We start from the raw sequence: 25506 nt of genomic DNA, 5'->3' as shown, positions 1-25506 counted from the left end.
CCTGCTTCAATGCTGCACCGCACGCCCCACCCGGCTTCGGCCGGGCTGTATGCGGCTGCCAAGCTTTTGAATTGACGGACCTTCTTTCCCCGGATTACCGTCTTCGCAATGGTTGCGGGGGGAGGTCGAACCATGTCTCAGAACACCGTCACGCGCGCCCAATTGAGCGAGGCCGTCTACCAGGAAGTCGGTCTTTCGCGCAACGAATCGGCCGATCTGGTCGAAACCGTCCTGGATGAGATTTCCGACGCGCTCGCCCGGGGGGAGATGGTGAAGATATCCTCCTTCGGCAGTTTCCAGGTTCGCCAGAAGGGCGAGCGAGTCGGCCGGAACCCCAAGACCGGGGAAGAGGTGCCGATCCTGCCGCGGCGGGTGCTGGTCTTCCGTGCCAGCCATGTGCTGAAGAACCGCATCAACGATGTCCAGGAGGGTGGGGCGCCGACGCCCGCGCGGGCTCTCTCCTGACGCCGGCCGTCCGTGATGACGCCGCTTTCAGTGGAATGGGCACCCCGTCCAACGCCGTGCCGTGCCTGTCGGCGGATCGTCGCATCCGGTCACTGCCGGGTGGCGGCCTGATCCCGTCATGAAATCCGCCACGGCCTATCGCACCATCAGCGAGGTGTCGACCGACCTGAACGTGCCCCAGCATGTGCTGCGTTTCTGGGAGACGAAGTTCCCCCAGATCCGCCCGCTGAAGCGTGGCGGCGGCCGGCGCTATTACCGGCCGGAGGATGTGGAGCTTCTGCGCCGCATCCAGGCGCTGCTGTATGAGGACCGCTATACCATCAAGGGCGTGCAGCGCCTGCTGAAGGAAGGGCGCATGTCCGACCCGACGCCACCGTTGCCCGAGGATGCCGATGAGCCCGGCGATTCCGGCGGCGGACCAGGGGGTGGTGACACGTTTGACGACGGCATCGAGGGCGGCGGCGTGGAAGACGGGCCGGACTATGGGGCGCAGCCGCCTCTGTCCGCCGCCCTGCGGCACGAGATCACCATGGTGGTGGACGAGCTGAAATCGCTGCGGTCGGTGTTGTCGCGCCTGTCCGAAATCGGGGACAAAAAAAGCTGAAAAAGCATCACGGGAGATGTTGCATCGGCAAAAGTCCGCGGCTATAGTCCCGTTCCCTTCCGGAGCCAAGCCGCAAGCACTGCGGTGAAGTTGACGGAGCGTAGCGCAGCCTGGTAGCGCATCAGACTGGGGGTCTGGGGGTCGCAGGTTCGAATCCTGTCGCTCCGACCAGTTCCGGAAGGTAGAAGAAGCCTCGAAGTCCTTGGACTTCGGGGCTTTTTTATTGCGCGCGATTTGCCCCGTCTCCGAAGCCGACCGGTAGTGGTGCGAAGCGCCATGCGCTGAAAGCATTGCACGCAATTAAATTGCACATAACTAAATACATTGCGCGCAATGGAATTGTGAGCGATGTTTGGTCTCACGAAATGAACGGCGGTTCCCCCCGCCGCCCCACCAAACAAACCCCGATATCCAGTGCAAGGAGAGCGCACCATGAAGACCCTGTATTCGACGAAGGTGTCCGCCACCGGTGGCCGTGACGGCAAGGCCGTCAGCGAGGACGGGCTGCTGTCGGTCGCTCTGGCCGCGCCGAAGGAGTTGGGCGGGCAGGGTGGGGCCACCAACCCCGAGCAGCTGTTCGCCGCCGGCTATTCCGCCTGCTTCATCGGCGCCATCAAGTTCGTCGGCAACCGCGACAAGATTGCCGTTTCGGCCGACCTGTCGGTGACGGCCACGGTGGGCATCGGTGCCCGCGACGACGGCGAGGGCTTCGGCCTGACGGTGGATTTCGTCGTGTCGCTGCCGGGCATGGACAAGGCTGCGGCGGAGGATCTGCTGGCCCGCGCCCACAAGGTCTGCCCCTACAGCCACGCCACCAAGGGCAACATCCCGGTCACCACGACAGTTGCCTGAGGCGCTTGCCCAAGGTTGTTCATAGGGTGATTGCCTGAAGCGAAACGCCTTCAGGATTGCGCCGCCGGGCTGTTGCGCGCGATTGTGCCGAACGCATGATCGATCGGCGCGCCGCAGCCCGGCGGTGCGCGCCGTTTTGAAGGTTCCGCAAAGCCATGACTGCCGACAGGAACGATCCGCTTCTGCTCTCCAACCAAGCCTGCTTCGCCCTCTACTCGGCGAATTTGGCGATGACCCGTGTCTATCGTCCGCTGCTGGAATCGCTCGGCCTGACCTACCCACAGTATCTGGCGATGTTGCTGCTGTGGGAGGAGGACGGGCAGTCGATGAAGGCGCTGGGCGAAAGGCTGGGGCTGGACAGCGGCACGCTCACCCCGCTGCTGAAGCGGATGGAAGGGCAGGGGCTGGTCACCCGCGCCCGCGATCCGCAGGATGAACGGCTTGTCCGCATTCGCCTGACTTCTGAAGGGGCGGCGTTGCGCGGCAAGGCCGCATGCCTGCCGACCCACATCGCTGCCGCTGCCGGCTGTTCGGTCGAGGAACTGGCCTCGCTGCGCGAGGCGTTGCTGAAGCTGCGCGACGATCTGAACCGGGCTGCTGACCACAACTGATCCGGCACCGTCGAAAGGGGCTGGAAATCGGCGGCCGGACGGCCTTTCCTATCCGGCCGCTCCCCGGAAGGAAGGTGCCTGCCGTGACTCCTCATTTCATCGACGACCGTCTCCGCATCCGTGCGGCCGATGCCGACGACGCACCGGACCTCGCCCGGCTGATCGACATTGCCGGCGGCGGGGTCTACGGCTTTCTGCTGGACGGGCTGATGCCGGGGCTGACGGCGGCGGAAATGCTGATGCCGGGCCTTGCCGGGCGTAGCGGTTCGCTGTCGCACCGGCAGAGCGGGGTCGCCGAACTGGATGGGCGGGTCGTCGGCGTTGCCCACGGCTATCCCACCGATTGGATCCGGACGGAGGATTACAGCGGTCTGCCGCCCGACCGCATCGCCCATATGGCCGCATTCTCCGAAACGCTGGACTGGGGCAGCTATTTCCTGTCGGCCCTGGCGGTCGATCCGGAGCAGCGGCGCCACGGCATTGCCGGGCGGTTGCTCGGCTGGTTCTACGAACGGGCGCGGACCGGCGGATTCGACCGTGTCACGCTGCATGTCTGGGCCGACAACGATCCGGCCCGTCGTCTTTATGCCGGCGAGGGGTTCGAGGAGATCGGCCGCGCCGATATCCCCTGGCACCCCCGCCTGCCGCACCAGGGCGGCAGCGTTCTGATGCGGCGCTATCTCTGAGCGGCGACCCGCAGCGGCGCGCCTTCTGCTGACAGCTCGTCGATGCGGCGCACCACCAGGTCCGGGTCGGCGTGATGCACCATATGCCCACAGTCCGGCACCCAGTGCAGGGTGCTGTTCGGCAGCACGTGATGCAGGCGGCCGCTCTGATCCTCCTGCGAAACGATGCGGTCCTCATGGCCGGCGAAGATCGCCACCGGGACGGCTACGTCGGCGTAGCGGTGCTGCAGCCGGTCGGCGGCCGGTGCCATGGTGACGCCGTCCTGGGCGTTGGCGCGCAGCTGGCCGGGGCGGGTGGTCAGGGCGGCTGGGAAGGTCTCCGTCAGATGCTCGGGGACCGGGCGGGGCGAGAACAGCGTCTTGATCATCAGCGGCATCACTGCCTTGGAGAAGGGCGGCGAGACCGTGTGGCGCAGCAGGTCGCCCAAGACCGGCGCCGCAACCGGCGCCACCATCACCGCGTCCACCCGCTTGGTCGGGAAGTAATAGCCTGCGATCAGCGCCAGCCCCTTCACCGTCCGCGGATGGTCCAGCGCCAGGGCCAGCGCCACCAGTGTCGCATAGGAATGTCCGGCGACCACCGCGTTCTCGATCCCCAAGACAGCGAAGGCTTCGGCCAGCACATCCGCCTGATCCTCCGGCGTCCAGGCGCGGTCGCGGGGGCGGTCGCTGTGGCCCATGCCGGGGCGGTCGAACGCGATGACGCGGTGGTTCTGTGCCAGCCGGTCGAACAGCCCGCTCGCCAGCCAATCGCCGAGGGCGGAGACATTTCCGTGCAGCAGCACGACCGGCGGCCCTTCGCCGGCTTCCATATAGTGCAGCCGGACGCCGTCGACGGTCACGAAGCGCCCGTCGGGTGGATAGCGCCGCTCCGCCGCACGGGCCGCCAGCGTGTTGGCGACGGCCAGCCCGCCCAAGGCCAGCGCGGTGATGCCCAGGGTCTTGAGGATGGTGGATTGGCGGTCGGTCATGGCGGTTGTCCTCTCAAGCGGCTGCTGCGATGCAGCATCGTCGAGAGGACAACCGGGGGACGGGGGAAGGGTTCCCTGGAGGTGGGGGCGTTATCCCCTCACTTCCCCGCCTTCAACTGCTCCCGCGTCAGCCAGAACACCTCGCCGAAGCTGTTGGCGGTCTGCAGCCACAGGAAGTCAAGGTGGGGATATTCCGCCTCCAGGATCTCGCGGCCGGTGCCGAACTCGCAGAGCAGGCCGCCGTCCGGCGTCAGATGCTTGGGGGCTTCCTTCAGGATGCGGCGGACGATGTCCAGCCCGTCGTCACCGCCGGCCAGCGCCATTTCCGGCTCCGCCCGGAACTCGGGCGGCAGGGCGTCCATCGCCTCGGCGTCGACATAGGGCGGATTGGTGATGATGACGTCGTATTTCCGCGTCTTCAGCGGCGCGAACAGGTCGCCCTGGTGCAGGGCGATGCGGTCCTCGAACCCGCTGTCGGCGACGTTGCGCTTGGCCACCTCCAGCGCGTCGGGCGACAGGTCGACCGCGTCCACCTGCGCTTCCGGGAAGATGCGCGCCGCCAGGATGGCGAGGCAGCCGGAACCGGTGCACAGATCCAGCACCCGCTCCACCGAGGTCGGGTCCTCGACCAGCGTGAAATCGTCGCCGCCGAACAGGTCGGAGAACAGCAACTCCCCGATGTAGGAGCGCGGGACGATCACCCGCTCGTCCACATAGAAGGGGATGCCCTGGATGTAGGCCTTGTTCAGCAGGTAGGGCGCCGGCTTGCGGGTGTCGATGCGGGCATGGAGGATGCCGGCCACCGCCTCGCGCTCCGCCGCGGTCAGCCGGGCGTCGAGATAGGGGTCGAGCTGGTCGACCGGCAGGTGCAGCGTCTCCAGCACCAGGAACACCGCCTCGTCGAAGGCCGTGGTGGTGCCGTGGCCGTAATCGAGTTCGGCCTCGTTGAAGCGGCTGACGCCGTAGCGCAGGAAATCGCGGATGGTCGACAACTCGGCCGCGGCGGCGGCGGTGGTGTGCTTGGCAGTCACGGGCGGCAGGCTCCGGTCAGGGACGGGAATGGGGTCAGAGAAGGTCCAGCACCGACTCCGGCGGCCGGCCGACGCGGGCGCGGTCACCCTTCACCACGATGGGGCGCTCGATGGCGGACGGGTTGGCGGACAGCGCGGCGATCAGCGCCTCGCCGTCCAGATCCTTGGGCAAGCCGGCCTCCGCCGCCTCCTTGGCGCGGGTGATGTCGCGCGGACCCTTGCCCAGCTTGGCGAGGATGGCGGACAGTTCCGCCGGGGAGGGCGGCGTCTTCAGATACTCGATCACCGCCGGCTCGACGCCGCGGGAGCGCAGGAGTTCCAGCGTCTCGCGCGATTTGCTGCAGCGCGGGTTGTGGTAGATCGTCACGTCGCTCATGGCGGGTTTCCAAATTGGAAGGTCGATCCGACTGATACACCCAACCCGCGCCCCGCGCCAATCCGGCATGCGGAAAGCTCTGTGGCGGCGCAACATCCGTCAGGTGACAAGGGCTGCCTTTGGTATTATTTTGCGCGCTCGCTTTTCCGTGGCCCGTTGCGCCGTTTCCGGCAGGCGGGCTGCCGATCAGTCCCGATGCCCAGATACGGATGCCGGCCGTGACCAAGCTCTCGCTCTCCAAGGACAAGATCAACATCCTTCTTCTGGAAGGTGTCCACGACAACGCCATCGACGAGCTGGCCCGCGGCGGCTACGCCTCGGTCGAGCGGCTGCCGCGCGCCCTGGACGAGGATGAGCTGCTGGAGCGCATCGGGTCCGTCCACATCCTGGGCATCCGGTCGCGCACCCATCTGACGGCCAAGGTGTTCGAGGCGGCCAACAAGCTGATCACCGTCGGCTGCTTCTGCATCGGCACCAATCAGGTCGACCTGAAGGCGGCGCGCCGCACCGGCGTCCCGGTGTTCAACGCCCCCTATTCCAACACCCGGTCGGTGGCGGAACTGGTGATCGGCGAGATCATCATGCTGATGCGCGGCATCTTCGAGAAGTCGCAGCTGGTCCATGGCGGCGGCTGGATGAAGTCGGCGAAGGACTCCTACGAGATCCGCGGCAAGACGCTGGGCATCGTCGGCTATGGCCATATCGGCACGCAGGTGTCGATCCTGGCCGAGGCGATGGGCATGCAGGTCCGCTTCTACGACGTCGTGCGCAAGCTGGCGCTCGGCAACGCCCGCGCCTGCGATTCGCTGGAGGAACTGCTGTCGGTGTCCGACGTGGTGACCCTGCATGTGCCGGACACCCCGCAGACCCGCGACATGATCGGCGAGCGCGAACTGGCAACCATGAAGAAAGGCAGCCACCTGATCAACGCCGCCCGCGGCCAAGTGGTGGACATCGAGGCGCTGGCCGCCGCGATGAACAGCGGCCACATCATCGGTGCCGCCATCGACGTCTTCCCGGTCGAGCCCGGCTCGGACAAGGAAGAGTTCCAGAGCGCGCTGCGCGGCATCAAGACCGCCATCCTGACTCCGCACATCGGCGGTTCGACGATGGAGGCGCAGGCCAACATCGGCACCGAGGTGGCGCAGAAGCTGCTAGAGTATTCGGACAACGGCTCCACCGTGGGCGCGGTCAACTTCCCGCAGGTGGCGCTGCCGGTTCAGGCCGGCTGCACCCGCTTCCTGCACGTCCACGAGAACCGGCCCGGCATCCTGCGCAAGGTGAACGAGGTGTTCTCCGGCCGCGACCTGAACATCGCCGCCCAGTATCTCCAGACCGATCCGGAGCTGGGCTATGTGGTGGTCGACGTCAACGGCGACGTCGAGGAACTGGAGGTCGTCAACGACCTGCGCGCTATCGAAGGCACGCTGAAGGCCCGCTTCCTGTTCCCGGCGCATCAGTGAGGGAGTGGGGTGACGGCGACGGTCCTTCGCTGTCACCCCGATCTTCCCCTCCATGTCTCTTGTCCGCGGACGGTTTCCTGATATCTCTATCGGGATGAACGTTCGCCTCCTGTTCCTCTTCCTTTCGGGCATGCTGCTCGTCGCCCTGCCGGCCGCTTCGCCGGCCGCCGCTCAGTCCAATGGCTGCAGCGGATTTCCGCCGACGAAGCTCGTGTTCGACAGCGTGCTGGCGCCGATCCAGCGCGACGACGGGTTGTCGATCGTGCAACTCACCCGGCTGCCGGGACGCACGCCGGGACCGGCCGGGAGTGCCGGCGGCCATGTGCTGGGGCTGACCCTGGCCCGCTATGGCGAGCAGTCGCAGGTCTCCGCCCTGTTCAGGACCATGGGCGATGGCACCTATTGCGCGTCGGCCAGCACGGTGACCATCAGCTTCGGCTTCCAGCAGCGCATCGTCCATGTCGCCAGCGAAATCCCGGTGAACTCCTGCCTGCATGGCGAGGTGCTGGCCCATGAGATGCGCCATGTCGCGGTGGACGAGGCGTTGCTGCGCGAGATGATGCCGATGATCCGCATCCGGCTGGATCAGGTGCTGGAGGGCATGGCGCCGGTGCGCTCGCGCAGTCAGGCCCAGGCGATGGCGGCGATTCGCCGGCCTCTCGAATCGGCGATGCGGCGGATCATGCAGGAGTTCGGCCGCGAGCGCGACCGCCGGCAGGCGCAGGTCGATACGGTCGAGGAGTATGAGCGCGTCAGCCGCGTCTGCAACGGCGAGGCCCGCAACTATCTGCCGAAACCCGCCCAGCGCCAGACCGTGCGCCGGGGGTAAGACACTTTCAGCGCTTGCGCCGCCGCCGGTCGGTGGCATGGCCGTCGGTGAACTCCGGCGGCTTGCGGCGGACCCAGCGGATGAAGGCGGCGATGTCGGGATGGCCGCGCAGGGCTTCGATCTCGTGGTAGTGGTCGCGCAGTTGCTGCTCGGTCAGCACCGCGTGGATCTTGGCGTGGCAGATGCGGTGCATCGTCACCGTCTCCCGTCCGCCATAGGTTCGCGGGACCAGATGGTGTTCGTTCAGGCTGGCGCCGGGGACCATCGCCCGGCCGCAGAGCGGGCAGGCGGTGCGCTCCTCCTGTGGGGCGGCGGGGATGGCGATCGGCGGGGGCGGCAGACGGCGCATGAGGTCCGGGGCAGGGGGCGGGGCGTGCCGGTGGCCTGGATGATAGGTGTCCTGGATGATATGGCGCGGTACCGACGCCGGAAAAGCCGCCTTCAATTCCCTGCGCCGGCCGTCGCGGCCGTTGGGGCGACGGGTGCAGCCTGCGCCCGCTGGCCGACCCAGACGCTGCCGAGCGCCAGCACGATCCCGGCGATCTGATAGCCGGTCAGCGATTGGCCGAGCAGCGCCCAGCCCAGAACCACCGCCGTGACCGGGCTGAGGAAACCCAGCGGCGCCACTGCGGACGGCTCCAGCCGCGACAGGCCGCGGAACCACAGGATGTAGGTCAGCGCCGCGCCGATCAGGCCAAGATAGACGAAGCCCATCAGATTGGCCGCCGTCGGCACCGGCAGCGCCGGTTCCAGAAGCAGCGCCACCGGCACCAGCAGCACCCCGCCCGCGGTCAGCTGCCAGGCCGTGAAGGTCAGTGGCGAGACCGGCGGGCGCCAGCGCCGGCTCAGCACCGTGCCCGCGGCCATCGATCCGGCGCCGGCCAGCGCCGCAAGTACGCCGATGCCGTCCAGCGTGGCGCTGGGCTTCAGCACCAGCAGGGCGACTCCGCCGATGCCGGCCAGCGCGGCGGCGACTGCCAACGGGCGGATCGGCGTGCCCAACAGCGGGCGCGACAGGGCAATGACGATCAGCGGCTGCACCGCCCCCACCGTGGCGGCGACCCCACCGGGCAGGCGGTAGGCCGACACGAACAACATCGCCCAGAAAAAGGAGAAGTTCAGCGCTCCCAGCACCAGCGAGCGTCCCCACCAGCATCCCCAGGGCAGCCGGCGCACCAGCAGCAACAGCAGAAGTCCGGCCGGCAGGGCGCGCAGCAGCGCCACCGTCATCGGGTAGCCCTGCGGCAGCAGTTCGGTGGTGACGATGTAAGTGCTGCCCCAGATCGCCGGCGCGATGGCGGTCAGCAGCAGATCGGTGGACCGGGCCATGATCCGGCGTTCCCTTTAAAGGGGGCATCAGCAAAAAGGGCGCCCCACCGGGACGCCCTCTTCAGCGGGTTGGTTCCGCGCGACCGTCAGGCCGCCTTCTTCTCGGCGATCAGTTGGACGAAGCGGTCGAACAGATAATGGCTGTCCTGCGGGCCGGGCGAGGCTTCCGGGTGGTACTGCACCGAGAAGACAGGCTTGCCCTTCAGGCGGATGCCCTCGTTGGTGCCGTCGAACAGGCTGACATGGGTGACCTCGGCGTCGGTCGGCAGAGTCTCCGGCACCACGACGAAGCCGTGGTTCTGGCTGGTGATCTCGACCCGGCCGGAGGCCAGATCCTTCACCGGATGGTTGGCGCCGCGATGGCCCTGCTGCATCTTGGTGGTCTTGGCGCCCAGCGCCAGCGACAGCATCTGATGGCCGAGGCAGATGCCGAACATCGGCACGCCGGTGTCGAGCAGGCCCTTGATGGTCGGGACGGCGTACTCGCCGGTGGCGGCGGGATCGCCGGGGCCGTTGGACAGGAAGACGCCGTCCGGCTGGTGGCGCATCACATCCTCGACCGTGGCGGTCGACGGCACCACCGTCACCTTGCAGCCGGCCGCAGCGAGGCAGCGCAGGATGTTGCGCTTGGCGCCATAGTCGATGGCGACCACATGGTACTGCGGCTTGTCCTGGGTGGCGTAGCCGCCGCCGATGGTCCAGCCGGCCTCGGTCCAGTCATAGGTCTGGCGGCAGGACACGTCCTTGGACAGATCCATGCCCTCCAGACCCGGCCAGCCCTTGGCCTTGGCGATCAGCGCCTCGATGTCGAACTTGCCGTCCGGCGCATGGGCGACGACGCCGTTCGGCGCGCCCAGGTCGCGGATGCGGCGGGTCAGGCGGCGGGTGTCGACGCCGGCCAGACCGACGAGGCCGTAGCTCTTCAGCCAGTCGTCCAGATGGCGGGTGGCGCGCCAGTTCGACGGGTCGGTGATGTCGGCGCGCAGGATCAGGCCGCGGGCGGCCGGGGTGATCGTCTCGATATCTTCGGTGTTGGCGCCGGTGTTGCCGATGTGCGGGAAGGTGAAGGTGATGATCTGGCCGGCATAGCTGGGATCGGTCAGGATCTCCTGATAGCCGGTCATGGAGGTGTTGAAGCACACCTCGCCCACCGAATCCCCCGTGGCGCCGATGCCTCGGCCGCGGAACACGGTGCCGTCGGCCAGAACAAGCACGCCGGTGTGAACCGCATTGTCGGAGGGGGGAGTGGCGAGAGTCATTCCTGTGTACCTTCCCAAAAACCGCGGCCGGCGACGGATCGGCTGATCGGCGGAACGGCGACGGCCTAGCGTCCCGCCGGGCGCGCACACGGAACCGCTCGCACCCCACCTCCGCCGGTACGGGCGGTGACGCGGGATCGAGTGGGCTTATCGGGTGGGCCGGACATCCTATATGACGATTGGATGCCGGATTTCCAGCAATAGCTTTGCAAGGCGGCCCTGAACCGGTGGCAAAGTCGGCCGGCGGCGGCTTGCAGGGCTTTTGTCAGGGCTTTTGTATGGAAATCGGCAGACGCTTTCCGGATAGTCGCCCAGTTCGGCCGGATGCCGGACACGATGAACAAGGAAGACAGGACATGACTCTGCGCACGCAGTTCAACGACTCCCTGAAGGATGCGATGCGCGCGAAGGACCAGCGCGCGGTGTCAACCCTGCGCTTGATTCTGACCGAGCTGAAGAATCGCGACATCGATGCCCGAAGCCGCGGCGTGACCGATGGCATCGACGAGGCGAGCATCCTGTCGATGCTGCAAGGGATGGTAAAGCAGCGCAACGAATCGGCGGGGATGTACGAGCAGGGCGGCCGTCCCGAGCTGGCCCAGCAGGAGCGCGAGGAGATCGCGGTCATCGAACGCTTCCTGCCCAAGCAGATGACCGACGAGGAGTCCGCCGGCGCCATCGACGCCATCGTGGCCGAGCTCGGCGCTTCCAGCATCAAGGATATGGGCAAGGTGATGGCCGAGCTGAAGGCCCGCCATGCCGGCCAGATGGACTTCGCCAAGGCCGGCGGTCTGGTGAAGGCGCGGCTTTCGGGGAAGTAAGCGGCCGGGCAGGTAAGCGACAGGTGCGGATGACGTTCGGTTCGATCGGGAGTTGGACCGACGCCGCACCCGGTCGGCGACGATTGCCCCCTTGGGGCCGGCGGTGCTGGTTCCCATACTATGCCTCTGCTATAGCCTCGCGCCCATCGCGCCCCTCCTTCGTTCCCCGGTGACCGTTCGACCATGGCCTTCCCGCCCCAATTCCTGGAAGAACTGCGCAGCCGGCTGGCCCTATCGGAAGTGGTCTCCAAGCGTCTGCGCCTGATCCGCGCCGGCCGCGAGTACAAGGCCCCCTGTCCGTTCCACAATGAGAAGTCGCCGTCCTTCTACGTCAACGACCAGAAGGGCTTCTTCCATTGCTTCGGTTGCGGCGCCCACGGCGACGTCATCGGTTTCGTCATGCGTCATGACAATCTCGGCTTCCCCGAGGCGGTCGAGCATTTGGCCGGCGAGGCCGGACTGCCGGTGCCGCGCCCGACGGAAGAGGACCGGCAGCGCTACGAGCGGCGTAAGACCCTGCACGACCTCGTCGAGCAAGCGGCCCGCTGGTTCGAGCAGCAGTTGCACGCGCCGGCCGGACGGGCGGGGCTGGATTATTTCATGCGGCGCGGTCTGGACGGCGATACCATCGCGCGATTCCGGCTGGGCTACGCGCCCGGCGACTCGAATGCGTTGCGCACTTATCTCGGCAAGCAGGGTTTTTCCGACGAGGACATGGTCAATGCCGGGCTGCTGAAGCGGCCGGACGACGGCAGGTCGCCCTACAGCTTCTTCCGCAACAGGGTGATGTTCCCGGTCACCGACCGGCGCGGGCAGGTGGTGGCCTTCGGCGGGCGAATCCTGGAGGGCGACGGGCCGAAATACGTCAACACCGCCGACACGCCGCTCTTCCATAAGGGCACGCTGCTTTACGGCCTGTCGCGGGCGCGGCAGGCGGCGGCGGACGGCAAGCCGGTGATCGTCGCCGAAGGCTATATGGACGTGATCGCCCTGGTCCGCGCCGGCTTCGAGGGTGCGGTGGCGCCGCTGGGCACCGCGCTGACCGAAACCCAGGTGCAGGAGCTGTGGAAGCTGATCCCGGCGGCGGAGAAGGTGCCGTTCCTGTGCTTCGACGGCGACAATGCCGGCCGGCGCGCGGCGTGGCGAGCCGTGGAGCGCATCCTGCCGCACCTCGCCCCCGGCCAGTCGGCCCGCGTCGCCTTCCTGCCCGAGGGCGAGGATCCCGACAGCCTGATCCGCGCGCAAGGCGCCAAGGCGATGGGCGCGGTGCTGGAGGCCGCCATCCCGCTGTCCGATGCCCTGTGGCGGATGGAGAGCGAAGGCCGGCCGACCGACACGCCGGAGGCCAAGGCGGCGGTGAAGGCGGCGCTGGAGGCCCGCGTCGCCACCATCGCCGACCGCGACGTGCAGGGCTTCTACCGGAGCGAGATGCGCCGCCGCGTCGACGAGGCCTTCGCGCCCGCGCGGCCGGCCTACAACCGTGGCCCCTGGGTGCCGGGGCAGGGGCGGGGGCGTTTCGGCGAACCGCCGCGTCGTCATGTGCCGGGCGTGCCCGGTCGCCTGACCTCCAAGCCGGTGGGGGAGGGGCGCGGCCGCGCCTCCCGCCTTGCCTCGATGCGGGAGCGGATCCTGTTGGCGACGATCATCAACCATCCCGAGCTGTTCGCCGAATTGGCCGAGCCGTTGGGGATGTTGCCGTTCGGTGACCCGGAGCTCGAAAAACTGCGCTGGGCGGTGATCGAATGTCTTTCGGACGATCGTAACCACGACTCGACACTTGACGCCGCTGCGCTTTGTCGCCACTTGTCATCCGCCGGCCATGAGACGATGGTCGGTGCTTTGCTAGGCGAGTCGACCTATGTCCATGCCGGCTTCGCCCGTCCGGATGCCTCCACGGAGGATGCCCGGAAGGGATGGTGGCCTGCGTGGCGGCATCTGCATCAAGAGCGGGTGCTCGACGATCTTAGGGAAGCGAAGGCGGCTTTGACCCGTGACAACAGCGAGGCGAACTTCGCGAGGGTCGTGGCTCTTCAGCAGGAGGTCATAAAGTCCGGGCTGGGTATGACGGATGATGGTGACTTTGACGATGTCTGACGGTTGATGGCTTGTGTCGTCGGCTGCAAGGCATCGGTTGATGAGGCACGGAATTGACAGGAAGCAGTCGACAGGACAGGGCCGCATGACAGTTTCTGTGATGGCGGGTTCTGGGTAGATACATGGTTGGGGGTGGGGCGGACGGGCCGGGCAACCGGGACCGGGCGCTCCTTTCGTCTTTTTCAATGGGGTAATGCGGGGGCACCGAACGCATGGCCACGAAAGCTGCGAACAGCGTGGAAGTTTCCGAAACGCGGGAGGAATCCGCAGACGGTCCTCTGATGGACGGCATGGGTTTGGCCGTCAAGAAGATGATCGCCCGCGGCAAGGAGCGCGGGTATGTCACCTATGACGAGCTGAACGCAGCGCTGCCGCAGGATTCGTCCTCGTCCGAGCAGATCGAAGACACGATGGCGATGCTGTCCGAGATGGGCATCAACATCGTCGAATCGGAAGAGCAGGATTCGGAGAACAGCGGCGAGGGGGCAGGCGAAGGCGAAGGCCGTTCGTCGGGCAATCTCGACGACGACGACATCGGCCGTACCGACGACCCGGTTCGCATGTACCTGCGCGAGATGGGGTCGGTCGAGCTGCTGTCGCGCGAAGGCGAAATCGCCATCGCCAAGCGGATCGAAGCCGGCCGCGAGATGATGATCGGCGCGATCTGCGAATCGCCCCTGACCATCCGCGCCATTCTGGAGTGGCATGATTCCCTTATGGAAGGGAAGATGCTGCTGCGCGACATCATCGACCTGGACGCCACCTATGGCGGCGGCCCGGACGGCGAGGAGATACCGGAAGGCCTGGCCGAGGTGGTGGAAGCCGCCGGCACCGGACCCGCGGCTGCGCCCGCCGCCGATGCGCCTGTCGGCGAGGACGGCGACGAGCCGCGTCCGCCGCGCGCCGAAGGCGAGGGCGAGGAAGGCGACGAGGGCGACGAGGGCGACAACAGCCTGTCGCTGTCCGCGATGGAAGCCGCGCTGAAGCCGCAGGTCATCGAGACCTTCGAGAACATCAAGGCGACCTACGACAAGCTGCACAAGCTGCACGAGACCCGCATGGCCGCGATGCAGCGCGGCGAGGACATGGGCAAGCAGACGGACAAGAAGTACGAAAAGCTCAAGACCGAGATGGTCGAGCTGATGAACACCGTCCGCCTGAACAACCAGCGCATCGAGCAACTGGTCGAGCAGCTTTATGGCCTGAACCGCAAGCTGACCGGTTTCGAAGGCCGCCTGCTGCGCATGGCGACCGACTGCCGCGTGAAGCGCGAGGACTTCCTGAACCAGTATTTTGGCCACGAGCTGGACCCGAACTGGCAGGAGCGCATCCGCGGCCTGAACCCCAAGACCTGGGGCAAGTTCGCCGAGAAGTACGACGGCGACATCCGCAAGACGCGCGAGTCGATCGCCCAGGTGGCTGAAGAGGCCCGCCTGCCGATCAACGAGTTCCGCCGCATCGTCTCCACCGTCCAGAAGGGCGAGAAGGAAGCGAGCCGCGCGAAGAAGGAGATGGTCGAGGCCAACCTTCGTCTCGTGATCTCCATCGCCAAGAAGTACACGAACCGCGGCCTGCAGTTCCTGGACCTGATCCAGGAGGGCAACATCGGCCTGATGAAGGCGGTGGACAAGTTCGAGTACCGGCGCGGCTACAAGTTCTCGACTTACGCCACCTGGTGGATTCGCCAGGCCATCACCCGTTCCATCGCGGACCAGGCGCGGACCATCCGCATCCCGGTCCACATGATCGAGACGATCAACAAGCTGGTCCGCACCAGCCGCCAGATGCTGCACGAGATCGGCCGCGAGCCGACCCCGGAGGAACTGGCCGAACGTCTGATGATGCCGCTGGAGAAGGTGCGCAAGGTCCTGAAGATCGCCAAGGAGCCGATCTCCCTCGAAACGCCGATCGGCGACGAGGAGGATTCGCATCTCGGCGATTTCATCGAGGACAAGAACGCGGTCCTGCCGCTGGACGCCGCCATCCAGGCGAACCTGCGCGAGACGACGACTCGCGTGCTCGCCTCGCTGACGCCGCGTGAGGAGCGTGTGCTGCGCATGCGCTTCGGCATCGGCATGAACACCGATCACACGCTGGAAGAGGTCGGCCAGCAGTTCAACGTGACCCGCGAGCGTATCCGCCAGATCGAGGCGAAGGCGCTGCGCAAGCTGAAGCACCCGTCGCGGTCGCGCAAGCTGCGCAGCTTCCTGGACACTTGATTGGGACACCTGATCCGGAAGCCGTAGCGTTCGAGACGTAGCGGGGGCCGAAAGGCCCCCGTTTTCGTTTTCGGACTTATGCGTCGGAACGATGAACGAGGGGTTGCATTTCCCCAAAGCTTTGTCGCAAAGTGCGCCCCGCGGTAGGGCCTGTAGTTCAGCGGTTAGAACGCGCCGCTCATAACGGTGTTGTCGTCGGTTCGAATCCGGCCGGGCCCACCACCTCTTCCTTCCAGCTGAATCCTCCGCCATCGTGGTGCACGCGCGCAGTCCCGGGGACTGATACCGCGAACGGTGTCGCATGAGATCATCGATCCGGCCTGCCTGAAGCCTTTTCGGCACAAGCTTGGCGGTTCGCCATAAATTTTGCTGCAAGCCTGAGAAAGTCTGGAATAAAGGATGCGCGGCGCGCGTTCGCACCCATATGCATCGGGTCTCCGCTTCGGTTGAAAGGCCGAACGGGCCGGCCCGGCCCTGGACATGCGACGCCGTGTCGTCCCGTCCGGCCTTGCGGCTGGAGGGTGAGGCCATGGCGTGAGCCGTGGCGTGATCGGTAAGGATCGGGTGCGCGGTTGAGCAAATTCGGGGTCGATCTGGAAGTCCACATCGCGTCCTTGCGGCGCTACGCGCGTGCGCTGATGCGCAACAGCGCCGATGCGGAGGATCTGGTGCAGGAAGCGCTGACGCGCGCGGTGGCGCGCGCCGACAGCTTCCAGGCGGGGACGAACCTGCGGGCATGGCTTTTCACCATCCTGCACAACGTCCACGTCAATCAGGTCCGTTCCAAGGCCGCCCGGCCGCAGGAGGTCGACGTCGACGACGTCGAATCGAAGCTGGTCACCCCGGCCCGGCAGGAAGAGCGTGTCGAGCTGCGCGAGATGTTGCGTGCGGTCGACGAGTTGCCGGAGGAACAGCGCAAGGTGCTGCTTCTGGTGGCGCTGGAGGGCCTGAAATACGACGAGGTCGCCGACATGCTCGGCGTGCCGATCGGGACCGTCATGTCGCGCCTGTCACGGGCGCGCGAGGCGGTGCGGGCGAAACTGGCGAACGAGGGTGGCGTCACCCTCCGGCGGGTGAAGTGATGAACGCGCATCAAGGCATAGGGCGGGTCACCGAGGACGAACTCCACGCATACGTGGACGGACAACTGGACGGCAGCCGCCGTCTGGCGGTGGAACGATGGCTGGCTGAGGATCCCGACGCGGCGCGCCGGGCGGATGATTACCGCGCCCAGGCGATGCTTCTGCACGAGATGTTCGACACCGTCCTGCGCGAGCCGCCGAGCGATACGGTTCAGGAACTGTCCGACAAGCTGAAGGGGCGCATCGCCTTCAACGACAACCGCCCGGCCTGGCACGCCCGCCCGCTGGTCCGGTTCGCCGCTGCGGTGATGCTGGTGGTCGCCGGTGCGGCCGGCGGCTGGATGGGCCGCGGCGCCGAACAGCAGGCCGGTGCCCCCGTCGCCCAGCAGCGCCAGACGCTCGCCACCTTCGCCCAGGAAGCCACCCAGGCACACCGCTTCTACACCTCGGATGAACGCTTCCAGGTGGAGCTTGGCGCCGACAATCAGGACGAGTTGAACGGCTGGCTGTCCAAGCGGGTCGGCCGCGACGTGTTCGGTCCCGATCTGGGCCGCGTCGGCTACCGGCTGATCGGCGGCCGGTCGCTGCCGACCGACATGGGCGCCGGCGCGCAGTACATGTACGCCAACGACGCCAACAAGCGGATCACCCTGTTCGTCGGCGCTCCGCAGAGCGGCAACCAGTCCAGCTTCAGCTTCACCCAGAACGGCGACGTCGCCACCTTCTACTGGGTGGAAGGGCAGCTGGCCTATGCACTGGCCGGCCGACTGTCGAAGGAGGAGTTGCTGGAGATCGCCAAGGCCGTCTACCAGGATGTCAAGGCCGGCCCGCCGCGCCGCGAGCCGCCGTCCGACCAGCAGCAACAGCAACAACCCCAGCCGCAGCAGCAGGAGCAGCCGGCAGGCGTGCAGCCGGTCAGCGACACGCACAAGCCGAAGGAAAGCTGAGGGGTGGGGGGCGTCTCGGGCGCCCCCTTACCGTTTCAGCAGATACGCTTTCAGCCAGTCGCGCACCTCGCGGCAGACCGCTTCGGAGGCCTCCTCCATCGCATGGCCGGTGCCGGGGACCAGGACCAGCTTCTTCGGTTCCCGCGCCTTGCGGTGGACGTGCATTGAGCAGCTGGGCGAGAGGATCTCGTCCGCCTCGCCGTGGACCAGCAGGATGGGACAGGCCAGGTCGGTCACCGGATCGGTGCCGTAACCCTGGGTCGCCAGCGTCACCACGGTGCAGACGGCGCCGCGGTTGGAGGCCGCAGCCTGGATGACCACGGCGCCGCCGAAGGAATGGCCGACCAGCGCCACATGGTGGATGCCCTGGCGGCCGAGGAAGCTCAGCCCGCACAGCACGTCGTACACCGCCTGTTCCAGGTCGCGAGGATCGCGGAACCGCAGCCGCAGCGACGCGATGCCGTCGGCGGTCAGGTCGGCGGCCAGCCGCGGATAGAGCCCGCGCGCCGGCGTGTCGAAGCCGCCGCCGACCCCGCCGACCCACAGCACCGCCAACTCCCCGTTCGGAACCGGGTAATACCGCGCCTCCACCGGCCCGCGGTCGGTTTCCAAGGATGCCGGCCGGAACCCTTCGGCGTCGGCGATACCCACGGTGGCGTCCAGAAGTGGCACGGCCGTTCTCCCTTCCGATCTTTGCTGCTGATGGTAACAATTGGAACGTCGCAGGGTTGCCGCGCATCAGGTCATGCGTAAGGCAACGAAGCCGCAACCCGGCTGTTCTCTGTCCACAGGCATTGCACAGACGGGAAAGGAGCGGCGATGGCGTCGAACAGTTTGACCGGGCAGGGCCGCTGGCCCCAGCCGGACCTCCTGCGGTCGGGCATGAGCCTGATCGGGTCGGGCGATGCCGCGACCGGCGGCCGCTGGCTCGCCATGGTGGGCGGCACCGCGCTGGGTGTGCTTGGTCTCCGGCGCTCGGGTTGGGGCGGAGCGATGCTGGCGCTGGGCGGCGCCGGCCTGTTCGCCGCGGGTGCCTTGGGTCTGCGGCCCTTCGGCGACCGCGCCTTGCGGGCGGCACCCGATCCCGGCACCTGGCGCAGCCACGATCCGGCGTCGCGCCGCCGGTCGCTGACGCCGGAACGCACGCAGGCGGTCGTGACCATCGCATCGGAACCGGGGACGGTCTTCCGCTTCTGGCGCAACTTCGCCAACCTGCCGAAGCTGATGCCGCAGTTGGAGCGGGTCGATGTGCTGTCGGCCACCGAAAGCCGATGGATCGCCATGCCCGGGGGGGCGCCGGGCGGGGAGGCGCTGAGCTGGCGCTGCGTGCTCGACCGTGTCGACGAGGACCGCTTGCTGACTTGGCACACGGTGGGCGAGACGGCGCTGCCGCACCGCGCGTCGCTGATGCTGACCCCGGCACCGGGCGATCGCGGGACGGAGGTCCGGCTGACGCTGGTCTATCGCGTCCCGGCCACGGAGGTCGCGGCGCGTCTGGGCATCACCCCGGAAGCGCAGGCGGAGGAAGCGCTGCGCCGGCTGAAGCAGCGGGTGGAGACGGGAGAGCTGTCCACCATCGACCGCCAGCCCCGCGGGAACGGCAGTGGGAATGGAGCGGCCAACGGCTCGTTCCGGGAGGCGATGGAATGAAGGCGCTCTGTTGGAACGGAACCAACGACCTGCGGGTGGAGCGCGTGCCCGACCCGGTGCTGGTCAATCCGCATGACGTGATCGTCAAGGTGGCGCTGTCGTCGGTCTGCGGGTCCGACCTGCATCTGATCGACGGCTATGTCCCCACCATGCGGCCCGGCGACATCATCGGCCACGAATTCCTGGGCGAGATCGTCGAGAAGGGGCCGGAGGTCCGCTACCTCAACCGGGGCGACCGGGTCATCACCATCTCGGTGATCGGCTGCGGCCATTGCGGCCATTGCCAGCATGGCGAAAGCTCGCTGTGTGACAACTCCAACCCCAACCCTGACTATGCCCGCACCGCCTACGGCCATTGCGGCGCCGGCATCTTCGGCTACAGCCACGCCTTCGGCGGCTATGCCGGCAGCCATGCCGAGTATGTCCGGGTGCCCTATGCCGACTTCAACGCCGTCCGCGTGCCCGACGGGGTGAGCGACGAGAAGGCGCTGTTCGTGTCCGACGCGGTGCCGACCGGCTACATGGCCGCCGACATGGCCGGCATCAAGCCGGGCGACGTGGTGGCGGTGTGGGGCTGTGGCGGCGTCGGCCAGATGGCGATCCGCAGTGCGCTGCTGCTGGGGGCGGAGCGGGTGATCGGCATCGACCGCTTCCCCGACCGGCTGCGCGCCGCCCAGATGAAGGCCGGGGCGGAGACGCTGGACTACAGCCGTGTCGACATCTTCGACGCGCTGCAGGCGATGACCGGCGGGCGCGGTCCCGATGTCTGCATCGACGCCGTCGGCATGGAGGCCGACAGCGCGTCCAACCCGGTGGAGGATCTCTATGACCGGGCCAAGCAGGCGGTCGGGCTGCAGACCGACCGGCCGGCTGTGCTGCGTCAGATGATCGAGAGTTGCCGCAAGGGAGGCACCCTGTCGATCGTCGGCGTCTATGGCGGGCTGATCGACAAGTTCCCGATGGGGGCGGCGATGAACAAGGGCCTGACCTTCCGCATGGGCCAGCAGAACGGCCAGCGCTATGCCGAGCGGCTGTTCGAGCACATCCGCAAGGGCGATCTGGACCCGTCATACCTGCTGACGCACCGGATGCCGCTGGACGAAGGACCGCAAGGCTACCGCATGTTCAAGGAGAAGACCGACAGTTGCATGCGCGTCGTCTTCGCCCTGCAAGGATAGCAGAGAAGGGAGAGCGCGATGGAACTGGTCTACGCCTATCCCGCCGAACGCGGCCGGGGTGTGGAGGCCGAGATCCTCGGCAGCCTGCGCGACCGCTTCGGCGCCGTCGTGCAGACGGGGCGGGAGGAGCGCGATGCCGAACGCGGCGATCGCACCGACGTTTTTGTGACGCTGGAGGTCGCCGAGGACAAGGTGAAAGCGGCGCTGACCGCGCTCCGCGCCCACCCGCTGGTGATCGACGCCGCCGCAGGAAGCTTCGGCGAGCGGGTTTGAGGGGGGCGGCGGTTGCCCCCTTGCGAAGTTAAACCCCCACCTATCCTCCCCCACTGGGTGGGGGAGGGACTGCCGCCGCACGTCGACAAAGCTCCAATTCCCTCCCCTGCCCAGCGGGGGAGGGGTAGGGAGAGGGCATTCGAAGCCGACACGCTCCCAAAATCCTTAGCTTCCGAAACAATTTCCCCCTTACCGCCGTGACCACACCGCCCAGTTCCTGTTGACCATGACCGTAAGGCAAGTCCGCATCACTCACCGGGGGCCAGTCGCAGTGAAGATGTCCGCCGCAGTACCGCCTGTCGAGCAGGCGCAGTCCACCGTCGAAAGGGGCTGGCCCATCGGTGTCGAACCGCTGCCCGGCGGTGCCCATGCACGGGTCTGGGCACCGAAGGCGAAGCGGGTCGAACTGGTGGTGGAGCCGGACGGGCCGGTGACGGTGCTGGATGACGAAGGGAACGGCTATTTCTCCGGCGCCGTGACGGGGCTGGAGGCCGGCGGGCTCTACCGATTCCGGCTCGATGGCGGCGGGACGCTCTATCCCGACCCGATGTCGCGCTTTCAGCCCGATGGGCCGCATGGTCCCTCGCAACTGGTCGATCCGCACCGGTTCGACTGGACCGACCGGGATTGGCGCGGCCGGTCCATCAAGGGCCAGGTGATCTACGAGATGCACATCGGCACCTTCACGCCGGAAGGCAGCTGGGACGCGGCGCTGCGGGAACTGCCGGCGCTGGCCGAACTCGGCGTCACGGTGCTGGAGTTGATGCCGGTATCGGAGTTTCCCGGCCGCTTCGGCTGGGGCTATGACGGGGTGAACCTGTTCGCGCCGACCCGGCTCTATGGCGACCCCGACGCCATGCGCCGCTTCGTGGACGGGGCGCACCGGCTTGGGCTCGCGGTCATTCTGGACGTCGTCTACAACCATTTTGGACCCGACGGCAATTACCTGAAATGCTTCGCCGACGAGTATTTCACCGACCGCTACAAGAACGACTGGGGCGAGGCGATCAATTTCGACGGTCCCGATTCCGGGCCGGTGCGGGAGTTCTTCCTGTCGAACGCCGCCTACTGGATCGAGGAATATCATCTGGATGGGCTGCGGCTGGACGCGACCCAGTCGATCTTCGACAGCGGTGAACCGCATATCCTGACGGAAATCTCCCGCACCGTGCGCAAGGCCGCCGGCGACCGCGCCGCCATCCTGGTGGGGGAGAACGAGCCGCAGCATGCCAGCATGGTGAAGCAGGCCGACGAGGGCGGCTGCGGGCTCTGCGCCATCTGGAACGACGATTTCCATCATTCGGCCATGGTGGCGCTGACCGGCCGGATGGAGGCCTACTACACCGACTATCGCGGCACGCCGCAGGAATTCGTGTCGGCGATGAAGCACGGTTTCCTCTATCAGGGGCAGTGGTATCGCTGGCAGGGCAAGCGGCGCGGCATGCCGGCCTTCGGCCTGCCGCGGCCGGCCTTCGTCACCTTCCTGCAGAACCACGACCAGATCGCCAATTCCGCCCGCGGGCTGCGCGTGCACGCGCTGACCTCGCCGGGCCGGCTGCGCGCGATGACGGCGCTCACCCTGCTGGGCCCCGGCACGCCGATGCTGTTCCAGGGGCAGGAGTTCGCGGCCGGCACGCCTTTCCTCTATTTCGCCGACCACAAGCCGGAACTGGCCGGTCTGGTGGAGAACGGACGGGCGGAGTTCCTGGCCCAGTTTCCCAGCATCGCGTCCTCGCCGATGCGCGACGGACTGCCCAAGCCGCATGCGGAGGAGAGCTTCATCCGCTGCAAGCTGGACCATGGGGAGCGGGAGACGAACGCCCATGTCTGGGCGCTGCACCGCGACCTTCTGCGCCTGCGCCGGGAGGACCGGGTCTTCGCCGCCCAGCGCGTCGGCGGGCTGGACGGAGCCGTTCTGGGGGAGGAGGCCTTCGTCCTGCGCATCTTCGGTGAGGAGGAGGGCGACGACCGGCTGCTGCTGGTCAATCTGGGGCGCGACCTGACCCTGAGTGTTCTGGCGGAGCCGCTGGTCGCGCCGCCGCGGGACGGTGCCTGGACGGTTCTGTGGTCGAGCGAGGAGCCGCTCTACGGCGGCTGCGGCACGGGGCCGGTGGAACAGCCGGGCGGTGCGTGGCGACTGCCGGGGCAAGCCGCGCTGGTTTTGGGCCCGGCGCGCGATTTTCTGACGAAAAGCGACGGCACCGGGGGCAACACAACCCCCGTCATCGTGGTTTCCAAAGGGTAGGAAACCGAAAGCAGATCGTAGGCTCACCATGGCTGATTTCGTTCGCACCCTGTCGCACGACGTGCTGGCCACCGGCCCCGACAGTACGGGAACCCGGGAATGGCTCGTCGCAAACGGCCTCGGCGGCTATGCCTCGGGCGCTGTGTCGGGGGCCGTGACCCGGCGATACCACGGGCTTCTGATCGCGGCGCTGCCGGCTCCGCTGGGCCGGGTGCTGATGTTGAGCCAGCTGAGCGACGTCGTCGTCGATGCCGACGGGCATGAATACTGGCTGAGCAGCCGCGAGGCGAACGGCGACCCGCGGGAGGATGCGCAGACCGCCGCCTTGCAGGAATTCCGCATGGAGGCGGGACTTCCCGTCTGGCGTTTCCGGGCCGGTGGTGCGGTTATCGAGAAGCAGGTCGTCCTGCCGCATGGCCAGAACATCGTCCATGTCACCTACCGCGTGCTGGAGGCCAAAGAGCCCGTGCAGCTGCGGCTGCGGCCCGTTCTGGCCTTCCGCACGCTGGAATCGGCGGTGGACCAGCCCTTGGCCGGAGCCTACCGCATCACCGCGGCGGGCCAGCGCTACGAGGTGTCGGCCGGTCCCGACCTGCCGGTTCTGCGCATGGCGATCGAGGGCGGCGACTTCCCCATGACGCTCGACGGCGGTGGTCGCAGCGAGGTCTACTACCGGGTGGAGGACGAGCGCGGCTACCAGGCCCGCGGCTCGCTGTGGACGCCCGGCTATTTCAGCGGCGAGGTCGGGGCCGGACAGAGCATCACCTTCGCCGCCGCGACCGAGGAGTGGTGGCGGCTGGAGGCGCTGCCGCCGACCGACGTGCTGGGGTTCGAGACCGAACGCCGCCGCCGCATCATCCAGAACGCCCACCCCAGCCTGCGGTACGGCGCGATGGCGGAGCTGGTGCTGTCCGCCGACAGCTTCCTGTTCGTGCCGGCCGGCCGCGTCGCCGACCAGATGCGGGCACGGGCCGAGGGGGATGAGGTGCGGACGGTGATCGCCGGCTACCACTGGTTCACCGACTGGGGCCGCGACACCATGATCGCGCTAGAGGGTCTGACGCTGGCCACCGGCCGCCACATGGAGGCGGGCTGGATCCTGCACACGTTCGGCCACTACATCCGCGACGGCCTGATCCCCAACATGTTCCCTGACGGCAAGGATCGCGGGCTGTACCACACCGCCGACGCGACGCTGTGGTTCTTCCATGCGCTGCACCGCTATCTGAGCGTCACCGGCGACCGCGACACGTTGCGCCTGCTGCTGCCCAAGCTGCGCGAGGTGATCGACTTCCACCGCCGCGGCACCCGCTTCGGCATCGGCGTCGATCCCAGGGACGGGCTGCTGCGCCAGGGGCAGGAGGGCTACCAACTGACCTGGATGGACGCCAAGGTGGACGACTGGGTCGTCACGCCGCGGCGGGGAAAGGCGGTGGAGATCAACGCGCTGTGGCACAACGCCCTGCGCCTGATGACCGACTGGCTGCGCGAGGAGGACGGCGAGGCCGCCGCCCGCCCGCTGGAGGAGTTGGCCGACCAGGCACGCGCGTCCTTCAACGCGCGGTTCTGGTGTCCGTCGGCGGGGCACCTGTTCGACGTGGTGGATGGCGAGCACGGCGACGACATCGCCTGCCGTCCCAACCAGATCTTCGCCGTCTCGCTCGACCATCCGGTGCTGGAGCGCGAGCGGTGGGAGCCGGTGGTGGAGACGGTGCGGAAGCACCTGCTGACGCCGGTCGGGCTGCGGTCGCTGGCACCCGGCTGCCGCGACTACAAGGCGAAGTATTTCGGCGACTTGCGGGCGCGCGACGCCGCCTATCACCAGGGGACCGTCTGGGGCTGGCTGATCGGCCCCTACGTCGATGCGTGGCTGAAGCTGCACCCGCAGGACAAGGAGGGAGCGCGCCGGCTGCTGGAGGGCTTCCTGCCGCATCTGGACGAGGCTGGCATCGGAACCATCAGCGAGATCTTCGATGCGGAACCCCCCTTCACCCCACGGGGCTGCATATCCCAGGCCTGGAGCGTGGCGGAGGTGCTGCGCTGTTGGGTGAAGACCGACGGCTAGGCGGGAGAAAGGTTGCGGAGCCGCTTCTCTACCAAGGTCATAGGGCGGCGGACCAAGGTCGCTCCACCCGTAACGATGGTGCAATGCCCTTGGAGGCAGTTGTCAACAGGGCACAACCGGGTGTGAAATCCAGGGGTGTTGCGGAATGTGACAGATTTCGGTTGACACGCCGGCCAAGCCCCTGGGGCTCCGAATGGAAGTTTATCGTTAAAGATCAATATCTTAACAGGAATGCCTGATTTTTGGGCAAACACCACGGGAGCCTTGAATCGCCTAGTGCGAATCGGGGCTGCCCACGGCTTGCCCACACAGTTATCCACAGCCTCTGTGGAGACCGCGGGTTCTGCCGGCGGCCATGGCTTATGGCGTGCCCACACACCGAACCCATACCTTCGATGCCTGTACTTTAGGCAGACAAGCAGCGCGGGACATGCGCAAGGGGGTAATCGGTTTGGA

The 25506-nt window shown here is 67.3% G+C and carries 24 protein-coding genes and 2 tRNA genes; 19 read left to right on the top strand and 7 right to left on the bottom strand.

Annotated features, from left to right (window positions below; translation table 11 throughout):
• Positions 1-132 precede the first annotated feature (132 nt).
• The 6 genes from J2Y49_RS09295 to J2Y49_RS09270 all read left to right on the top strand — a co-directional run bounded on the left by J2Y49_RS09295 (position 133) and on the right by J2Y49_RS09270 (position 3218).
• A complete protein-coding gene (locus J2Y49_RS09295) occupies positions 133-465 on the top strand; it encodes an integration host factor subunit alpha (protein WP_111065910.1) in 333 nt (110 codons plus the stop codon).
• 118 nt (positions 466-583) lie between these two features.
• Positions 584-1069 (top strand): MerR family transcriptional regulator, encoded by a 486-nt coding sequence (locus J2Y49_RS09290; protein ID WP_310114308.1) that lies wholly within the window; start codon positions 584-586, stop codon positions 1067-1069.
• A gap of 94 nt (positions 1070-1163) precedes the next feature.
• A tRNA-Pro gene (locus J2Y49_RS09285) sits at positions 1164-1240 on the top strand.
• Between the two features lie 261 nt (positions 1241-1501).
• A complete protein-coding gene (locus J2Y49_RS09280; protein ID WP_310114306.1) occupies positions 1502-1921 on the top strand; it encodes an organic hydroperoxide resistance protein in 420 nt (139 codons plus the stop codon).
• 155 nt (positions 1922-2076) lie between these two features.
• The gene (locus tag J2Y49_RS09275) at positions 2077-2532 is read left to right on the top strand and encodes a MarR family transcriptional regulator (RefSeq protein ID WP_310114304.1); all 456 of its coding nucleotides are present in this window, start codon (positions 2077-2079) and stop codon (positions 2530-2532) included.
• A gap of 83 nt (positions 2533-2615) precedes the next feature.
• Entirely contained in the window at positions 2616-3218 is a 603-nt protein-coding gene (locus J2Y49_RS09270; protein ID WP_310114302.1) for a GNAT family N-acetyltransferase, read from the top strand.
• Here J2Y49_RS09270 and J2Y49_RS09265 read toward each other — a convergent pair.
• From J2Y49_RS09265 to arsC, 3 genes are all read right to left on the bottom strand, one after another.
• On the bottom strand, positions 3209-4189 hold the full coding sequence (locus J2Y49_RS09265) for an alpha/beta hydrolase (protein ID WP_310114300.1): 981 nt from the start codon (positions 4187-4189) through the stop codon (positions 3209-3211). The genes J2Y49_RS09270 and J2Y49_RS09265 overlap by 10 nt on opposite strands.
• 98 nt (positions 4190-4287) lie before the next feature.
• Positions 4288-5220 carry a 50S ribosomal protein L3 N(5)-glutamine methyltransferase gene (gene prmB, locus J2Y49_RS09260; RefSeq protein WP_310114298.1) on the bottom strand — a complete coding sequence of 311 codons (933 nt, stop codon included), beginning with the start codon at positions 5218-5220 and terminating at the stop codon, positions 4288-4290.
• A 34-nt stretch (positions 5221-5254) separates the two neighbouring features.
• Positions 5255-5596 (bottom strand): arsenate reductase (glutaredoxin), encoded by a 342-nt coding sequence (arsC, locus tag J2Y49_RS09255; RefSeq protein ID WP_310114296.1) that lies wholly within the window; start codon positions 5594-5596, stop codon positions 5255-5257.
• Positions 5597-5805: 209 nt separating this feature from the next.
• Between arsC and serA the strand changes: the two genes are divergently transcribed.
• Together serA and J2Y49_RS09245 are read left to right on the top strand one after the other, a co-directional pair.
• A complete protein-coding gene (gene serA, locus J2Y49_RS09250) occupies positions 5806-7059 on the top strand; it encodes a phosphoglycerate dehydrogenase (protein ID WP_310114295.1) in 1254 nt (417 codons plus the stop codon).
• Between the two features lie 94 nt (positions 7060-7153).
• Positions 7154-7888 carry a hypothetical protein gene (locus tag J2Y49_RS09245; RefSeq protein ID WP_310114293.1) on the top strand — a complete coding sequence of 245 codons (735 nt, stop codon included), beginning with the start codon at positions 7154-7156 and terminating at the stop codon, positions 7886-7888.
• A 7-nt stretch (positions 7889-7895) separates the two neighbouring features.
• On the opposite strand, the gene J2Y49_RS09240 is transcribed toward J2Y49_RS09245, so the two are convergent.
• The 3 genes from J2Y49_RS09240 to carA form a co-directional block, all read right to left on the bottom strand.
• Complete coding sequence (locus J2Y49_RS09240) at positions 7896-8237, bottom strand: HNH endonuclease (RefSeq protein WP_310114291.1); 342 nt, start codon at positions 8235-8237, stop codon at positions 7896-7898.
• Positions 8238-8329: 92 nt separating this feature from the next.
• On the bottom strand, positions 8330-9217 hold the full coding sequence (locus J2Y49_RS09235) for an EamA family transporter (protein WP_409017815.1): 888 nt from the start codon (positions 9215-9217) through the stop codon (positions 8330-8332).
• An 86-nt stretch (positions 9218-9303) separates the two neighbouring features.
• Entirely contained in the window at positions 9304-10476 is a 1173-nt protein-coding gene (gene carA, locus J2Y49_RS09230; RefSeq protein ID WP_310114288.1) for a glutamine-hydrolyzing carbamoyl-phosphate synthase small subunit, read from the bottom strand.
• Between the two features lie 356 nt (positions 10477-10832).
• Here carA and J2Y49_RS09225 point away from each other — a divergent pair, with 356 nt between their 5' ends.
• From J2Y49_RS09225 to J2Y49_RS09200, 6 genes are all read left to right on the top strand, one after another.
• Positions 10833-11297: a GatB/YqeY domain-containing protein gene (locus tag J2Y49_RS09225; protein WP_310114286.1), complete on the top strand. Its 465-nt coding sequence runs from the start codon at positions 10833-10835 to the stop codon at positions 11295-11297.
• 183 nt (positions 11298-11480) lie between these two features.
• Positions 11481-13391 (top strand): DNA primase, encoded by a 1911-nt coding sequence (gene dnaG, locus J2Y49_RS09220; RefSeq protein ID WP_310114284.1) that lies wholly within the window; start codon positions 11481-11483, stop codon positions 13389-13391.
• Between the two features lie 212 nt (positions 13392-13603).
• A complete protein-coding gene (rpoD, locus tag J2Y49_RS09215) occupies positions 13604-15610 on the top strand; it encodes an RNA polymerase sigma factor RpoD (protein ID WP_310114282.1) in 2007 nt (668 codons plus the stop codon).
• 146 nt (positions 15611-15756) lie between these two features.
• Positions 15757-15832: transfer RNA gene (locus J2Y49_RS09210), tRNA-Ile, on the top strand.
• Positions 15833-16182: 350 nt separating this feature from the next.
• On the top strand, positions 16183-16692 hold the full coding sequence (locus J2Y49_RS09205; protein ID WP_310114281.1) for a sigma-70 family RNA polymerase sigma factor: 510 nt from the start codon (positions 16183-16185) through the stop codon (positions 16690-16692).
• Entirely contained in the window at positions 16692-17639 is a 948-nt protein-coding gene (locus J2Y49_RS09200; RefSeq protein WP_310114278.1) for an anti-sigma factor, read from the top strand. Before J2Y49_RS09205 ends, J2Y49_RS09200 begins: the two co-directional genes overlap by 1 nt.
• Positions 17640-17666: 27 nt before the next feature.
• On the opposite strand, the gene J2Y49_RS09195 is transcribed toward J2Y49_RS09200, so the two are convergent.
• On the bottom strand, positions 17667-18311 hold the full coding sequence (locus J2Y49_RS09195; protein ID WP_310114275.1) for an alpha/beta hydrolase: 645 nt from the start codon (positions 18309-18311) through the stop codon (positions 17667-17669).
• A gap of 147 nt (positions 18312-18458) precedes the next feature.
• Here J2Y49_RS09195 and J2Y49_RS09190 point away from each other — a divergent pair, with 147 nt between their 5' ends.
• The 5 genes from J2Y49_RS09190 to J2Y49_RS09170 all read left to right on the top strand — a co-directional run bounded on the left by J2Y49_RS09190 (position 18459) and on the right by J2Y49_RS09170 (position 25050).
• On the top strand, positions 18459-19289 hold the full coding sequence (locus tag J2Y49_RS09190) for an SRPBCC family protein (RefSeq protein WP_310114273.1): 831 nt from the start codon (positions 18459-18461) through the stop codon (positions 19287-19289).
• On the top strand, positions 19286-20467 hold the full coding sequence (locus J2Y49_RS09185; protein ID WP_310114272.1) for a zinc-dependent alcohol dehydrogenase: 1182 nt from the start codon (positions 19286-19288) through the stop codon (positions 20465-20467). The genes J2Y49_RS09190 and J2Y49_RS09185 overlap by 4 nt, the downstream gene beginning before the upstream one ends.
• 18 nt (positions 20468-20485) lie before the next feature.
• Entirely contained in the window at positions 20486-20740 is a 255-nt protein-coding gene (locus J2Y49_RS09180) for a hypothetical protein (RefSeq protein ID WP_310114271.1), read from the top strand.
• Positions 20741-21017: 277 nt separating this feature from the next.
• Positions 21018-22985 carry a malto-oligosyltrehalose trehalohydrolase gene (gene treZ, locus J2Y49_RS09175; protein ID WP_310114977.1) on the top strand — a complete coding sequence of 656 codons (1968 nt, stop codon included), beginning with the start codon at positions 21018-21020 and terminating at the stop codon, positions 22983-22985.
• Positions 22986-23013: 28 nt separating this feature from the next.
• Entirely contained in the window at positions 23014-25050 is a 2037-nt protein-coding gene (locus J2Y49_RS09170; RefSeq protein WP_310114269.1) for an amylo-alpha-1,6-glucosidase, read from the top strand.
• Positions 25051-25506 lie beyond the last annotated feature (456 nt).

Origin of the sequence: Azospirillum sp. BE72 (assembly GCF_031455875.1) — a bacterium.
Lineage (GTDB): Bacteria > Pseudomonadota > Alphaproteobacteria > Azospirillales > Azospirillaceae > Azospirillum.
The sequence above is the reverse complement of the archived record's forward strand: the minus strand, read 5'-3'. Positions and strand labels throughout refer to the sequence as shown.